This is a genomic window from Flavobacterium phragmitis (assembly GCF_900112575.1).
Classification (GTDB): domain Bacteria; phylum Bacteroidota; class Bacteroidia; order Flavobacteriales; family Flavobacteriaceae; genus Flavobacterium; species Flavobacterium phragmitis.
In genome coordinates, this window is record NZ_FOMH01000018.1 from 95,664 (window position 1) to 110,156 (window position 14,493).

At 32.9% G+C, this 14,493-nt stretch carries 12 protein-coding genes; 5 read left to right on the top strand and 7 right to left on the bottom strand.

Annotated elements, in window-relative coordinates:
* Positions 1–117 precede the first annotated feature (117 nt).
* The 3 genes from BM289_RS24055 (at position 118) to BM289_RS24065 (ending at position 2,799) form a co-directional block, all read left to right on the top strand.
* Positions 118–1,071 carry a phosphoribosylaminoimidazolesuccinocarboxamide synthase gene (locus BM289_RS24055; protein WP_091498759.1) on the top strand — a complete coding sequence of 318 codons (954 nt, stop codon included), beginning with the start codon at positions 118–120 and terminating at the stop codon, positions 1,069–1,071.
* Positions 1,072–1,103: 32 nt separating this feature from the next.
* Positions 1,104–2,240 (top strand): glycoside hydrolase family 26 protein, encoded by a 1,137-nt coding sequence (locus BM289_RS24060; protein WP_091498761.1) that lies wholly within the window; start codon positions 1,104–1,106, stop codon positions 2,238–2,240.
* A 178-nt stretch (positions 2,241–2,418) separates the two neighbouring features.
* The gene (locus tag BM289_RS24065; protein ID WP_091498764.1) at positions 2,419–2,799 is read left to right on the top strand and encodes an ankyrin repeat domain-containing protein; all 381 of its coding nucleotides are present in this window, start codon (positions 2,419–2,421) and stop codon (positions 2,797–2,799) included.
* 77 nt (positions 2,800–2,876) lie between these two features.
* Here BM289_RS24065 and BM289_RS24070 read toward each other — a convergent pair whose 3' ends face one another.
* Positions 2,877–3,413, bottom strand: coding sequence for an SRPBCC family protein (locus BM289_RS24070; protein WP_091498765.1), 537 nt, complete (start codon positions 3,411–3,413; stop codon positions 2,877–2,879).
* A gap of 358 nt (positions 3,414–3,771) precedes the next feature.
* Here BM289_RS24070 and BM289_RS24075 point away from each other — a divergent pair, with 358 nt between their 5' ends.
* Entirely contained in the window at positions 3,772–4,155 is a 384-nt protein-coding gene (locus BM289_RS24075; protein WP_091498768.1) for an ankyrin repeat domain-containing protein, read from the top strand.
* 158 nt (positions 4,156–4,313) lie between these two features.
* Here the strand turns inward: BM289_RS24075 and BM289_RS24080 are convergent, their stop codons facing one another.
* From BM289_RS24080 to BM289_RS24105, 6 genes are all read right to left on the bottom strand, one after another.
* Positions 4,314–7,412, bottom strand: coding sequence for an efflux RND transporter permease subunit (locus tag BM289_RS24080; protein ID WP_091498770.1), 3,099 nt, complete (start codon positions 7,410–7,412; stop codon positions 4,314–4,316).
* A 3-nt stretch (positions 7,413–7,415) separates the two neighbouring features.
* Positions 7,416–8,501 carry an efflux RND transporter periplasmic adaptor subunit gene (locus BM289_RS24085; RefSeq protein ID WP_091498773.1) on the bottom strand — a complete coding sequence of 362 codons (1,086 nt, stop codon included), beginning with the start codon at positions 8,499–8,501 and terminating at the stop codon, positions 7,416–7,418.
* A 12-nt stretch (positions 8,502–8,513) separates the two neighbouring features.
* Complete coding sequence (locus tag BM289_RS24090) at positions 8,514–9,761, bottom strand: TolC family protein (protein ID WP_091498776.1); 1,248 nt, start codon at positions 9,759–9,761, stop codon at positions 8,514–8,516.
* Between the two features lie 83 nt (positions 9,762–9,844).
* Entirely contained in the window at positions 9,845–11,206 is a 1,362-nt protein-coding gene (locus BM289_RS24095) for a HAMP domain-containing sensor histidine kinase (protein ID WP_091498778.1), read from the bottom strand.
* Positions 11,203–11,883, bottom strand: a complete 681-nt coding sequence (locus BM289_RS24100) for a response regulator transcription factor (protein WP_091498781.1) — start codon at positions 11,881–11,883, stop codon at positions 11,203–11,205. The genes BM289_RS24095 and BM289_RS24100 overlap by 4 nt, the downstream gene beginning before the upstream one ends.
* A gap of 65 nt (positions 11,884–11,948) precedes the next feature.
* Entirely contained in the window at positions 11,949–13,037 is a 1,089-nt protein-coding gene (locus tag BM289_RS24105) for a M42 family metallopeptidase (protein WP_091498783.1), read from the bottom strand.
* Between the two features lie 80 nt (positions 13,038–13,117).
* Between BM289_RS24105 and BM289_RS24110 the strand changes: the two genes are divergently transcribed.
* A complete protein-coding gene (locus tag BM289_RS24110; protein WP_091498786.1) occupies positions 13,118–13,801 on the top strand; it encodes a DUF4294 domain-containing protein in 684 nt (227 codons plus the stop codon).
* Positions 13,802–14,493: the final 692 nt, after the last annotated feature.

The window sequence follows — 14,493 nt, forward strand, 5'->3', positions numbered from 1 at the left end:
AACCAAAATCCCTAAATTTTTATTTGGGGATTTTTTTATTTCTGAATCTTAAAATTTCATGGTGTAACTCTCTGAAATAATTTTAAATTTGCATTCATAAAAAAACAACACAACAAAATGAGCAATACAATCACAACTACAAATTTTAATTTCCCGAATCAGAAATCAGTTTACCGCGGAAAAGTTAGAGAAGTTTATAATATCAACGACGAACTTTTGGTAATGGTAGCAACCGACAGACTTTCGGCTTTTGATGTAGTTTTGCCAAAAGGAATTCCATACAAAGGACAAATCTTAAACCAGATTGCTACTAAATTTATGGAATTGACACAGGATATTGTTCCAAATTGGCTGATTGCTACTCCAGATCCAAATGTTGCTGTTGGGCATTTGTGTGAGCCTTTTAAAGTTGAAATGGTAATTCGTGGTTATTTGTCAGGACATGCTGCTCGTGAATATGCTGCAGGAAGAAAACAAATCTGCGGTGTAACTATGGCTGAAGGGTTAAAAGAAAATGATAAATTCCCAGAACCAATTATTACGCCAACTACAAAAGCGGATAACGGTTCTCATGATGAAGATATTTCCCGTGAAGCTATTTTAGCTAAAGGAATTGTTTCAGAAGAAGATTATTTAGTTTTAGAAAAGTATACTCGTGCTTTATTTGAAAGAGGAACAGAAATCGCCGCCAAAAGAGGCTTAATTTTAGTAGATACGAAATATGAATTCGGAAAAACTAAAGACGGAGTTATTGTTTTAATTGATGAAATTCATACTCCAGATTCTTCTCGTTATTTTTATGCTGAAGGATATGCAGAAAGACAGGAAAATGGTGAAGAGCAAAAGCAATTATCAAAAGAATTTGTTCGCCGCTGGTTGATCGAAAATGGTTTTCAAGGCCAAGAAGGACAACAGATTCCTAATATGACAGATGAATATATTGAGTCAGTTTCTGAAAGATATATCGAATTGTACGAGAATATTTTAGGAGAAAAATTTGTGAAAGCCGATATTGACAATATTGATCAACGTATTGAAAAAAACGTATTAGATTACTTATCTTCTAAATAGTAATTTTCGGGTTTAAAACTAACTGTTAAACCATGAAAATAATAACAAATAAAAATGTCCTGCTAATTGTATGTCTTACAGCAGGGCATTTTCTTTTTGCACAAATTGATAAAAAGGCAACAAAAGAAACCCAGAATCTTTACCGAAATTTAAAAACAATTTCAAAAACTCATATTCTCTTTGGACATCAGCATGCATTGGAATACGGGCATGGATGGAGTAATGAACCTAATCGTTCGGATGTAAAATCGGTTACCGGCTCTCATCCAGCTGTTGTGGGAATAGATTTTAGTGATTTTTCTGGCCGTTCCGATGAACAAATTCGACAAGCAAAAGAAACTTTAAGAAAAAATGTAATTGAAACTTACGAAAGAGGAGGAGTGACTACTGTATCTTGGCATTTTAATAATCCTGCGTCAGAAGGTGGTTTTTATTGGAAAGATGGAATTTCGAAAGCTTCAATGGCACTTATTAAACCAGGTGGTTCTCATCATGACCAGTATAAAGAAATTTTAAAATCAATTGCTGATTTCGCACATTCTGTTAAAGCAAAAAACGGAACACTCGCCCCAATGATTTTCAGACCTTATCACGAATTTGATGGTGACTGGTTTTGGTGGGGAAAATCACATACCTCTCGTGAAGATTTTATTGCTGTATGGCAGTTTACGGTTTCTTATTTAAAAGACACTTTGGGCGTACATAATTTTATTTATGCTTTTTCTCCTGATAATCAATTCAATTCGGAGTCTGAATATTTAGAACGTTATCCAGGAGATAATTATGTAGATATGCTGGGAATGGATGATTATGGAGATTTTGGTCGTGACGGGAAATATGATTTAGCAACAGGATTAGAAAAACTTATAATATTTTCTGACTTGGCTATTAAGAAGAAAAAATTAGCAGCATTTACTGAAACGGGTTTAGAATCTATTCCAAATGAAAAATGGTGGACAGAGGTTCTGTTAAAAACATTAAAATCCCAAAATCTGCAGTTAGCCTATGTTTTAGTTTGGAGAAATGATAGTACGAGTCCAACACATTATTACGCTCCTTTTCCAGGACAACTTAGTGAAAAAGATTTTGTAAGGTTTTATGAGGATCCTTTTACATTGTTTGAAAAAGATCTAAAAAACATTTATGATAGGGAGTTCAAATTAGAATAATGCAATTTTCTTTATACAAAAAAGCGTAGTTCAATTATTTTGACTGCGTTTTTTTGTTGATTTCTAATATTTTCAAAAATTATACTTTTTTTTTCTGTTTTGATGCAACGTTTTGCCTATTACATCGTCTAATAATAAATCATCACAATCATCAATCAACTTTAAAAAACAATCAATCATGAAAAAAACTGTAATCATTTTAGGAACGGCTTTGGCTGTATTTACAAATTCTGCAACGGCTTCTAATCAAAAGCCAGCAATTAAAAATCAAATTGAAATTTCAGGTTATTCATCATCGCATTTGCACATAGCGGTATGTAAAGGTGACCTTGAAAGTGTAAAAAAAATTATCGAGTACGGCGCAGATGTCAATAAAATTATAAGAAATATGACACCTTTAATGCTGGCCGCTCGATACAATCATGTAGAAATCATAAAAGTTTTATTGGAAAATGGTGCGAAACACTATATAGAAAATGATCATGGTTTGAAAGCTTTGGATTATGCAAAATATGCAAAATCAGAGGAAGCAGTAACTATCTTAAAAGATTTAAAGTAAAAATAGGTTTTGTATTTAAAAAAGAAAAGCATCATTTTATTCGAATGATGCTTTTTCTTTTTTTATGATTCTAAAATTTATTCCATTTTATCTTTTAAATTATCAAGACCCTTTTGTAGATCGTTTCCAATCATTTGATCCATCTTTAACATTGGAAGCATAATATTTGTTGGATATGGAATGACGCCACTGATTCCCCATTTAACTTTCGTCTGATTGCCAGAAACAGGTTCGGTTGATATAAATCCTACAGCAGTGTCTTCCATGGGCTTTTTGAAGCGAAGAGCAAAATCAATACGTCTGTTCTCTGTTATTTTTGTGATTTCCTGTTCACCAACTCCAACTTCTTTTATATTACTTTCCCAAGAAGAAATGGAACCGACAGCACCATCAACACCTTTATAACTGACTTTCATTTTGGGATCCATATTTGCCCAAACACTAAATTCATTCTGATTTTTTAGTGATTTCACATAAGCAAAAACACTGTCAACAGATTTGTTAATTGTAATTTCTCGTTCAACTGCGTATTCTTTAGGCATAAAATAGGCTGCAATCAGTACAATCGAAATAATTAGAATTAAAATGATTAGAATTCTTTTGATAATAAGCATAGTTACTGGTTTTTTAAGTTTTGTTTTTTGATTTCAAGCTAAGTTTAAAAGCTTAAATAGTTTTATTCTTACAGTAAAGTTAAAGAATTCTGAATTGCTTTTAACACAGCTACTTAAAACGATGTAAAATAAATTTTATTCTTTTTTCTCATTTATTGTAACATTTTGGTTTTTTCGGCGTCTATTATATCGAAACCATGGAATTGTTAACATTCAGGTTTGTTAATTATGTATTCTTTAAGTAATAGTTAAGAATTAGTTAAAACATGGTACTTTGTTATGCATAATACAATTTTAAAAGTTACCTTTACATAGAAATTAAAAATCATCATTTATCAATCAATTAACAACAATCATCATGAAAAAATCAGTAATTTATTTAGGAGTAGCCTTATTGGCATTTGCAAATGTTTCAGTTGCATCAAACGGAAATGCAGAAACGAGAAACAATGTTGAAGTTGCAGCTTTTGGTAAAACACCATTAACTGTAGCAGTTGGAAAAGGAGACATTGAAATCGTTAGAAAATTTATCGAATACGGTGCAGACGTAAATCAAAAATCAGAAGATGATATGACACCATTAATGATTGCGGCTCGTTATAACAGAGTAGAAATCATGAAATTATTAATCGCAAACGGTGCTCGTACTTATGAGAAAAATGAAAAAGGATATACAGCATTGAAATATGCGCAGTTATCAAACGCAACAGAAGCAATTGCAATCCTGAAAGATGCAAAATAAGCTGTAAAGTTTAAAAAAGTTTTGAGTTAGTATAAAAAGACCTTTCTGAGCAAAAGGTCTTTTTTTTGTTGATATAAAACAGAAAAGCATCATTACAAGGAATGATGCTTTCCGCTTTAAATCCAACAATTGATTTAAAAAACTAAAAAAATAAATCTTTATTCTATTGGCTCGTGTTTTTTTCTGTTGAATACCCAGAATAAAATAGGAAATACCAATAAGGTTAAAACGGTTGCTGTCATAAGACCACCGATAATTACAATGGCAAGTGGTTTTTGTGATTCGGAACCAATTCCTGTAGAAATTGCAGCGGGTAATAATCCGATTGAGGCCATTAACGCAGTCATTACAACGGCTCTTGTTCGAGCTTTAACTCCCATGAAAATGGATTCTTCGAGCGAGAACTTAGCCTTTAAATTATGATGAAATTCGGATATTAGAATTACTCCATTCTGTATACAAATTCCTAAAAGGGCAATAAAACCAACACCGGCTGAAATTCCAAAATTCATTCCTGTAAGATGCAAGGCAATAATTCCTCCAATAATTGCAAACGGTACGTTGGCCAAAACAAGTAAAGAATCTTTAAAGTTTCCAAACAAGATGAATAACAGTACAAAAATCCCAATTAAACTGATTGGCACAACTTGAGCCAAACGGGCACTTGCACGAACCTGATTTTCAAACTCTCCGGTCCATCCCGTTGTGTAGCCAGCGGGAAGTTTTAATTCATTTACTTTTGATTGCGCTTCGGCAATCGTACTTCCCAAATCTCGATCACGGACAGAAAACTTTACTCCAATAAAACGTTTGGTATTGTCTCGGTAAATAAATGCTGGTCCAGTAACGCTCTTAAGGTCGCAAATTTCTTTTAGTGGAATTTTTACACCACTAATTGTTGGAACTTTTAACTCTTCTAAATCTTTTTCATCTTTACGGTATTCTTTGGAATAACGCACTCTCACATCAAATCTCTTTTCGTCTTCATATTTATGAGTGGCAGTTTTTCCTCCAAAAGCCAATTCTAGAACAGCTTGTGCATCACTTAATGTTACGCCGTAAGCAGCCATTTTTTCACGATTCAAAATTACGCTTATCTCTGGTTGCCCTACATTTCGAAGAATTCCAACATCTTTGATTCCGGGAATATTTCTGATTTTTGCCAATACTTCATTAGCCAACTGATCTAGTTTATCTAAATCGTCGCCGTAAATTTTAACAGCGTTTGATGCTTTAAATCCTGCAACAGATTCGGCAACGTTATCAATTACAGGCTGTGAATAGTTGTACGTAATTCCTTGATGAACCCTCAATTTATTATCCATTTCATTGATCAACTCATCCATTGAAATTTTACGGGTCCATTCTTTCTGTGGTTTTAAATCCACTTGAAGCTGTATAAATCCAAATCCATTTGGGTCAGTTCCATCATTGCTTCGACCAGTTTGCGATAAGACATTTTTGACTTCAGGAAAAGTTTCTAGGTCTTTTCTAATCATTGCAGCAGTTTTGACACTTTCAGGCAAAGAAGTACTCATCGGTAATTCTGCAGTAACCCATAATGCTCCTTCATTTAATTGAGGTAAAAATTCTGTACCTAAAAAGCCCGCTGAAAAGAAAACAGCAGCTAGTAATCCAACTGATGCAATTAGAGTTTGTGCTTTATGTTTAAAAGTCCATGCAAATCCTTTTGTTACAATTCGGTCCCAAAAGTTCACAAATGGATTGTGTTTCTCTTTTACGTTTTTATTTAATAGTATATGCGATAAAACAGGAACTAAAGTCAAAGTAAAAATAAGCGCTCCTAATAATGCAAATCCTAAAGTAAAGGCTAGGGGAGAGAACATTTTTCCTTCTACTTTCTGGAATGAGAAAATTGGAAGTAAAGCGGTAATAATAATCAGTTTAGAAAAGAATATGGCTTTACCCATTTCTGTTCCTGTTTTCTTGATTAAGCTTCCTTTGGCAATTTTATTAAATTTCTCCATTCCCAGCTGATGCGCCCGATGGTCCAGAACTACAAATAATCCTTCAACCATTACGACTGCACCATCAATAATAATTCCGAAATCGACAGCACCTAAACTCAATAGGTTGGCACTCATTCCCATCATCTTCAAACATAAAAATGCGAACAAAAGAGAAAGCGGAATTACAATAGAAACAGTGAAAGTCGTGCGCCAGTCCGCCATAAAAAGGAATACCACACAGGTAACCAGAATAATTCCTTCGAATAAATTGTGCATTACTGTTTCTGTCGTGAAATTCATTAGATTATCACGATCATAAAAAGTTTCAATTTTAATGTCTTTTGGCAGAACATTATCATTAAGGTCTTTAATTTTTGCTTTTAATAATGCTAGAGTTTCCTGTGGATTTTCGCCTTTTCGCATTACCACAATCCCTTCAACAGCATCATCATTGTTGCCAAGACCAGTTTGTCCAACTCTTGGCATGGCGCTTTCATACACAGAAGCAACGTTTTTAACTAAAATTGGATTTCCCCCGGCATCATCAACAATAATATTCTCCATGTCCGTTATAGATTTTAAAAGACCAACACCGCGAACTACAAAAGCTTGCCCATTTTTTTCTATAATATCACCACCAACATTTAAGTTTCCTGCATCAACAGCATTATAAACCTGAAGTGGAGAAATATTATATTTAGCCAATTTTATTGGATCCACCCCAACTTCATAGGTTTTGGTTTGTCCTCCAAACACATTCAAATCGGCAACACCAGGAACAGCACGTAGTTGTTTATCAATAACCCAGTTTTGGTAAGTCAATAATTCTCTACTGTCTCGGCTGTTACTCTTTACAATGTATCTGAAAATTTCTCCGGTTGGCCCATAAGGAGGCTGAACGTCCGGTTCAACATCATCAGGAAGAGAAACATTCTTTAAAAGATTATTAACCTGGAAGCGGGCAAAAGTATCATCGACACCATCGTCAAAAATGATTTTGATAACCGATAATCCAAACATGGTGATACTTCGAACACTTGTTTTTTTCTGAACAGAGTTCATGGCAATCTCAATAGGAGAGGTAACAAAACGTTCTACTTCCTCAGCACTTTTACCATTCCACTGAGTGATGATGATAATCTGTGTATTGGTAACGTCAGGGAAAGCGTCAATTGGCATATTCTTGAAAGAGATAAATCCTGCAACAGCCAATAATCCAACCCAAAAGAAGGTAAATGCTTTATTCTTTAAAGAAAAAGCAATAATATTTTTTATGAATTTGTTCATGTCTTAGTTATTTAAAGCACCATAAATAAATAGCTGATTGTTGGTGATTACTTTTTCGTTTTCTTTTAAACCACTTGAGAGATAAGTAGTATCTCCAACAACTCTGTACACTTCAACTTGTCTGGTTTCTATATTATTACGGTCTTTAAATACCACAACAAAGTTTTTACTTTTATCAAAAACAATCGCTTTACTTGGCACGGCTATCATTGATTGATTTTCGTTGAAAGACAATTTAATATTGGCATTCATGTCCGGCTTAAGCATATAATCAGGATTGTTTAATTTGATTCTTGCTTGCATTGCTTTAGTCTCAGGATCAATTACGTTGTAGATTTTGTCTACTTTTCCATGAAATATTTTATCCGGATAACTCAAAGTAGTGACAGAAGCATCTGTACCTAATTTTACTTTGTTGATATCAATTTCGTTAATGTTCGCCATTGCCCAAACTTCGCTGATTTCAGCAATATCGAATATGTTTTCTGAACGATCGTTACGTAAAAGCATATCCTGATTAATACTTTTTTGAATAATAAATCCGCTTATTGGAGCTGTTACTTCATAAATTGATCCAGCTTTGATATTGTAAATTTTATACGTTTCCTGAATTTTGCTTACTTGTGATTGCGCCTTATTGACTTCAGATTTTGCCTGAAGAACATCGCTTTCTGAATTTAATTTTCCATCAAATAATTCCTGAGCTACTTTTAAATTGTTTTTGGCAACCAACAAATCACTTTTAGCATCAATAGATTGTTTTTCGAAATCGGCAACATCAGTACTTTTTATGGTAGCCAAAACTTGTCCTTTTTTAACGTAATCACCAAGCTCAACATTTACTTTCATTACGTTTCCACCAACTAAAGGGTAAACGTCAATCATTTTATTGTTATCAGCTGTAATTTTTCCGTAAAAACTAAGCTCATTTTTTAATGGCTGTGTTTGAGCATCGGCTGTGGTAGTGGTTTTTAGCATTGCATCACTTAAAACAAAAGAAGTATTAGTTTGCGGATTTTCTACTTCCTTTTTGCAGCTTGTCAGAGATAAAGTAACAATTGCGATTCCTATGAATAATGTATGTTTCATTTTTATGTCTTTTTAAAATAAATCTTTGTTGATGGTACTATTTAATTCTTCGCCAGCTATCACGACTTTTTTCTTGAGTTCGTTTAACTGAATTATCGCTTGATTATAGCTTTCCATGAAATCTGTAAATTCTAAAAGACTCACATTTCGTTTCTGGAAATTGGTAAGCATTCCATTGTAAACTGCTTCAAAATCAGAATTTACAGTTGGTTTAATTACAGCGTAGTTTTGTCTGGATTCATCCCATTTAGTCCAGGCCGAAGTAATTTCTGTTTTTAGCTGTAATTCAAAGTTTTGTTTCTCAATTTTAGATTGTTCCAAAACTGTTTTCGCATATTTAATGTTTCCTTTATTCTGATTCCATAATGGTAAAGGAATACCAACCGTTAAATTAGCTTCATTGTTAAAAGCTCCGCTTCGCTGATCGTAATTTGCACCAAGAGTAATATCTGGTATTGAAAGTGATTTTTGCAATTTTACATTCAGCTCATTAGCATCAATTTCTTTTTGTTTGGCTAAGTAGTCTGGACGATTTGCTATAGCTTGTTCTTCAAAACTCTTAAGATCAAAATTTATTATTTTTAAATATTTATCCGAATCTTCTTTGTTTACAACCGGAACAACATTTTCAGTTTCATTTAAAAGCAATTTTAGATTTGCCTGTTCTTCGATGTTGTTATTGATAACTTCTAATCTTTCATTTTTAAAATTAAGATACAATGATTGTAAACGAACAACATCTTTTAAAGGAATATTTCCTTTTTGAGCCTGAATAGAATAAGAATTGATCAGGTTCTCGATATGAGCTAACTGTTTGTCAGTATTTTCAAGATTTTTGCTATTATAATATACAGTGAAAAAGCTCTTTCGTAATTGAAGTTTTAGAGTACGTAATAAATCATTAAATTGTAATTCAGCCAGTTTTTCATTGGTTTGTGCCAGTTTTACTTCGTTACGTTTTTTACCACCCAGATAAATAAGCTGTTCAATGGCAAAAACTTTCTGACCTTCTTTTCCGATATCAAAAAATTTATCCCGTTCAGGGTTATATGCGTTCAATTCGGCCGAAAGCGTTGGGTTATCCCAAATTCGTGACTGAATAGTTAATGCCTTCGATGCATCTATATTATATTGAGATGCCAGTAAAAAAAGATTCTTTTTTAAGAATTGACTTTCACAGTCTTGAAGAGTGACTGTTTTTTGAGCTATTGCAGCTTGATTAAGAAGTGCAAATAACAGCAATGCGAATAACTTTTTCATTGTACCATTTTTAATTATACAAATATGCTATCAACAGGCTTTAAGAGACCTTAAAATCTACCTTAAAAATAGCTTAAAATTATTTATAAATTAAAAAATAGTTGAAATAAATTCGTATTAATATCTGGTATTGAGTAAGTTATGTTTGATTTGTGTAATGTTAAGATTCTTTGCACGATTCTTAAACCCAGTCCAAAACCTGATGTTCCTTTCGAGTTTTTACCACGCATAAAAGGCTGAAAAAGATTTTTTTGTTCTTCTTCGCTTAAGGTGTCCCCTGTATTGGAAACAGATACTATGAGGTGATAATGATCCGTACTTATTTTTACTTTAGCTTGTTTGTTATCTGAGTAAACACAAGCATTTTTTAGAATATTGCCTAAAGCGATTTCTAATAGATTTCTATTTCCTCTAATTTCCAAAGCCGTGTCAAGATCATCACTTTCTTCTATTTCAAAAAGAATGACAAAATCTGGAAAAGACTTATTTATTTTTTCGATAGAAGAAAATAATATTTCATCTATTCGTTGTATTTCATTATGCTCAGTTTCTTTATTATCAATTTTTGAAAGTATTAATAAAGAATTAATTAATTCACCTAAATGATTTACATCAGTTAAAATGGCATTTAGGAAAGATTTGTTTTTAGGTTTTGCATCAGGATCAGCAATAGCATTTTCGATTTGAGAAGTCATTCTCGAAAGTGGTGTCCTTAATTCGTGAGAAGCATGTGCAGTAAATTCTTTTTGTCTTTGATACGAAAGCTCAATTCTATCCATCATAAAATTAAACTCGTCGGCGATTAAGTCAATTTCGTTTTTAGTGCTTTTAGATTCAATTCTGGTATCGAGATTGTTCTCGTTGATGTTTTTTATTTTCTGATGAAAAGCATTTAAAGGATTCATTGCTTTTTTTATAGTAAAAGAAGTAACGACCCAGCACAAACAGGTAAAGAAAATGTAGGATATAACTAGAGTGTAACGTAAAAAGAGCAATTTCTTTTTTCCGTAATCATCTGTTGCAGAAATTAAAGCATAAAAGTCTTTATCGTTTGTATCATAAAAAACGCCATAAACTTCATAATCTCCCTGTTGCTTAAAAAAGGTTTTATTCTTTTTCAGATACTTTAAATCGTCAACTGACCAATTGATTTTTGCATCGTCAATACTGCTGTAAATCAATTTAAAATTAGAATCAAAAACCAGCGTTTTTTCATCGTATAATTTATTAATCGAATTTTGATCAATTATTTTTAAAAGCTGATTATCTACCTGCTTAACATTCACTAATAGTTTAATATTAGATAAAGCTTTGATTTCTAACCGATCACGAAATTCTTCTTTTCGATAATTAGAATATAAAATGAATATCACTGTAGAAGCCAATCCAAAAAGGATGGTAAACAGTAAACTAACTAATAGTGATATTCGATTTTTTAATGTCATTCCTGATCGCTTAGGTAATAGCCATAACCAACTTTTGTACGGATTAGTTTGGTTTCATGGTCTTTATCTATTTTTTTTCTTAAAAAATTAATATAAACTTCAATTGTATTCTGATTGGTTTCAATGTGATAATCCCAAAGTTTTTCGGCAATAAATTGTTTGGATAAAACTTTTCCTTTCGCGTGAGCCAGAATTAGAATAAGTTTAAATTCTTTAGGAGTAAGTTTAATTTCTTCTCCGGACCTAAAAACCTGCATTTCATCTTCAAGAATTTCAAGATTATTTACAACAATTTTGTTCTCGACAACCTGTGGTACATCTTTTCGTCTTAGTAAAGATTGAACTCTGGCATACAGTTCATCAAAATGAAAAGGTTTTACGAGATAATCATCTGCACCATTGTCAAAAGAAGATAATTTATCTTCTATTTCACTGAAAGCAGTCAGCATTATTATAGGCGTTTTTTTGTCGGTTTCCCGAATGCCTTTACAAACTTCAATTCCATTGACCCCTGGAACATTAATGTCTAAAACAATTAAATCATATTCGTAAGGGAAATATTTTTTAAGCAATAAAGAACCATCATAATATGGAGAACACTCGAAACCCTTTGAAGTAAAGAATGTTGAGATTTCTTTAGATAAAGTAAAATCATCTTCGAGTAATAATATTTTCATTTTGGTGTATAATTAGTAAATCTGACCGAATAGAATTTCAGTCAGATTTACATTAAAGATCTATATTATTTGAAATAAGAGAAAGTCTCGTTGTTTTCAATTTTAAGCAAAGATTCATAAATAAGTTGAATTACATTTTCAACATCTTCTTTATGAACCATTTCTACTGTTGTGTGCATATAGCGTAAAGGCAAGGAAATTAAAGCAGACGGAACTCCTCCGTTGCTATAAGCAAAGGCATCTGTATCTGTTCCTGTTGCACGAGAAGTTGCATGTCTTTGAAATGGAATATTCTTTTCAGTAGCTGTATCTACAATTAAATCACGTAATTTATTCTGAATTGCCGGAGAATAGCCAATAACAGGTCCTTTGCCCATTTTTAAATCACCTTCCACTTTTTTATCTATCATTGGAGTAGTAGTGTCGTGACACACATCTGTTACAATAGCAACATTTGGTTTTATCCTGTGCGCAATCATTTCTGCGCCACGAAGCCCAATTTCTTCCTGAACTGAATTAACTATATATAAACCAAAAGGAAGTTCTTTTTTGTTTTCATGTAACAAACGAGCAACTTCAGCAATCATAAAACCGCCCATTCTATTATCTACAGCACGGCAAACAAATTTATTTTCGTTTAAGATCATGAACTCATCAGGATAAGTAATTACACATCCAACATGAACACCTAAAGCTTCAACCTGCTCTTTATTTTCACATCCTAAATCAATAAAGATATTACTTAGTTTAGGAACTTCTTCTTTATCGCGCAGACGAGTATGAATTGCCGGCCATCCGAAAACACCTTTAACAATTCCCTTTTTTGTGTGAATATTGACTCTTTTAGAAGGAGCAATCTGATGATCTGAACCACCATTTCTAATCACATATATAAGACCATCTTCTGTGATATAGTTTACATACCACGAAATTTCATCGGCATGCCCTTCGATAACAACTTTATAAGGAGCGTCAGGATTAATTACTCCAACAGCAGTTCCGTATGTATCGGTAATAAAAGTGTCAACATAAGGTTTTAAATAGTTCATCCAAAGTTTTTGCCCTTCACTTTCGTAACCCGTAGGAGAGGCGTTATTAAGGTAGCTTTCCAGGAATGCTATAGAAGTATCTTTTAAGATAGATTTTGTGCTCATAAAATATTTTTTTGCTAAAATATAAATTTGGTATTAGAGTTGTGTATAAATATATAATTTTACATTTAAATTATGATTCAATGAAACTAACCAACCTTATATTATTTCTTTTACTGTTCACTTTTACAAGCCAAGCTCAAGTTACCCCAAAGGAGAATGAACAAATGGGATATATATTAACAGAAAAGGACTCTATTTTAAATGATACCATTCAATTACCGGAAATAATTATTACGAAAGGCGAGAAGATGAGCGCCGAAGAGATGAAGCAATTTCAGATTCTTCAAAACAGAGTTTATAAAGTGTATCCTTATGCAAGATTAGCATCAGATAGATTGACAGCATTAAATAATGGAATGGCACGTTTGAAAACAAGTCGTGAAAAGAAAAAGTATTTCAAAATTGTTGAAGACTATTTAAATAATGAATTTGAAGACAGGCTTAAAAAACTTTCCAGAAAGCAAGGGCAGATTCTGGTAAAATTAATTCACCGCCAAACAGGCATTACAACTTACGAACTCATAAAAACATTAAAAAGTGGATTCAAAGCCTTTGTTTCTAATACAACTGCGAATTTATTTGATATAAGTCTAAAAACAGAATACAAACCCTATGATGTAAATGAAGATTATTTAATAGAAACAATATTAGTTCGTGCATTTGAATCAGGAAGATTGTCAAATCAAAAACCAGCAAATCCTGTAGATTATGATGATTTATCCAGTAAATGGCAGGAAAGAGCAAAAGAGTTAAATAAAAAATAGTTTTACCATACTAAGAGTGTCCAACCCGACAGGTTTTCAAAACCTGTCGGGTTTGTTTTTTACACATATATAATAGTATAATTCCAATTTTCGGTAGAGACGCACCGCAGTGCGTCTAATGCATAACAAGGACATGTAAAATAGGGATAAGATTTAAGACAAGGTAATTGAGATTTGGAATTTCAAAAATTGGGATTTAAATTTTCAGGAGCAGTTTCCCGCTATCCGCTGCAATCTTTTTGTGGCGAACCCCGCCACAAAAAGGATTTCCGCTCCTATCGGGGCTATGGCCTCGGTTTTCAGAAGAAATAAAAGGAAAAACTTGGAGACTCAGCGACTTTGCGAGATTGAAAAGAGCATAAAAGAAGACTTCGTGTCTTGGTGTCTTCGTGGCAGAACACCCCAAAAAAGGAACAAAGTGAAGAAAAAACCCACAAGGAAGGAAAAAACTTCAAGATGTAAACGATCCGTTGTCAGCGTGTTAAGAAAAAGGATAAAAAAAAGATAAAAATAGTTGACAAAAAAGCTTGCTAAAGCGGAAAAAGGTTCTACTTTTGCACCCGCAACAGCGAAAACGTTCACAGCAATACTGACAGAGGCCAATCAAAAAGAGAAAAGAGATTTTCGGAAAAAAAAGATTGAAAAAGCCTTGCAGGATTGGGAAAAGCGTTTTACATTTGCACCCCGCAAAC

Coding starts and splice junctions, on each gene's coding strand:
- BM289_RS24055 (WP_091498759.1), top strand. CDS start 118: ATGAGCAATACAATCACAACTACAAATTTTAATTTCCCGAATCAGAAA.
- BM289_RS24060 (WP_091498761.1), top strand. CDS start 1,104: ATGAAAATAATAACAAATAAAAATGTCCTGCTAATTGTATGTCTTACA.
- BM289_RS24065 (WP_091498764.1), top strand. CDS start 2,419: ATGAAAAAAACTGTAATCATTTTAGGAACGGCTTTGGCTGTATTTACA.
- BM289_RS24070 (WP_091498765.1), bottom strand. CDS start 3,413: ATGCTTATTATCAAAAGAATTCTAATCATTTTAATTCTAATTATTTCG.
- BM289_RS24075 (WP_091498768.1), top strand. CDS start 3,772: ATGAAAAAATCAGTAATTTATTTAGGAGTAGCCTTATTGGCATTTGCA.
- BM289_RS24080 (WP_091498770.1), bottom strand. CDS start 7,412: ATGAACAAATTCATAAAAAATATTATTGCTTTTTCTTTAAAGAATAAA.
- BM289_RS24085 (WP_091498773.1), bottom strand. CDS start 8,501: ATGAAACATACATTATTCATAGGAATCGCAATTGTTACTTTATCTCTG.
- BM289_RS24090 (WP_091498776.1), bottom strand. CDS start 9,761: ATGAAAAAGTTATTCGCATTGCTGTTATTTGCACTTCTTAATCAAGCT.
- BM289_RS24095 (WP_091498778.1), bottom strand. CDS start 11,206: ATGACATTAAAAAATCGAATATCACTATTAGTTAGTTTACTGTTTACC.
- BM289_RS24100 (WP_091498781.1), bottom strand. CDS start 11,883: ATGAAAATATTATTACTCGAAGATGATTTTACTTTATCTAAAGAAATC.
- BM289_RS24105 (WP_091498783.1), bottom strand. CDS start 13,037: ATGAGCACAAAATCTATCTTAAAAGATACTTCTATAGCATTCCTGGAA.
- BM289_RS24110 (WP_091498786.1), top strand. CDS start 13,118: ATGAAACTAACCAACCTTATATTATTTCTTTTACTGTTCACTTTTACA.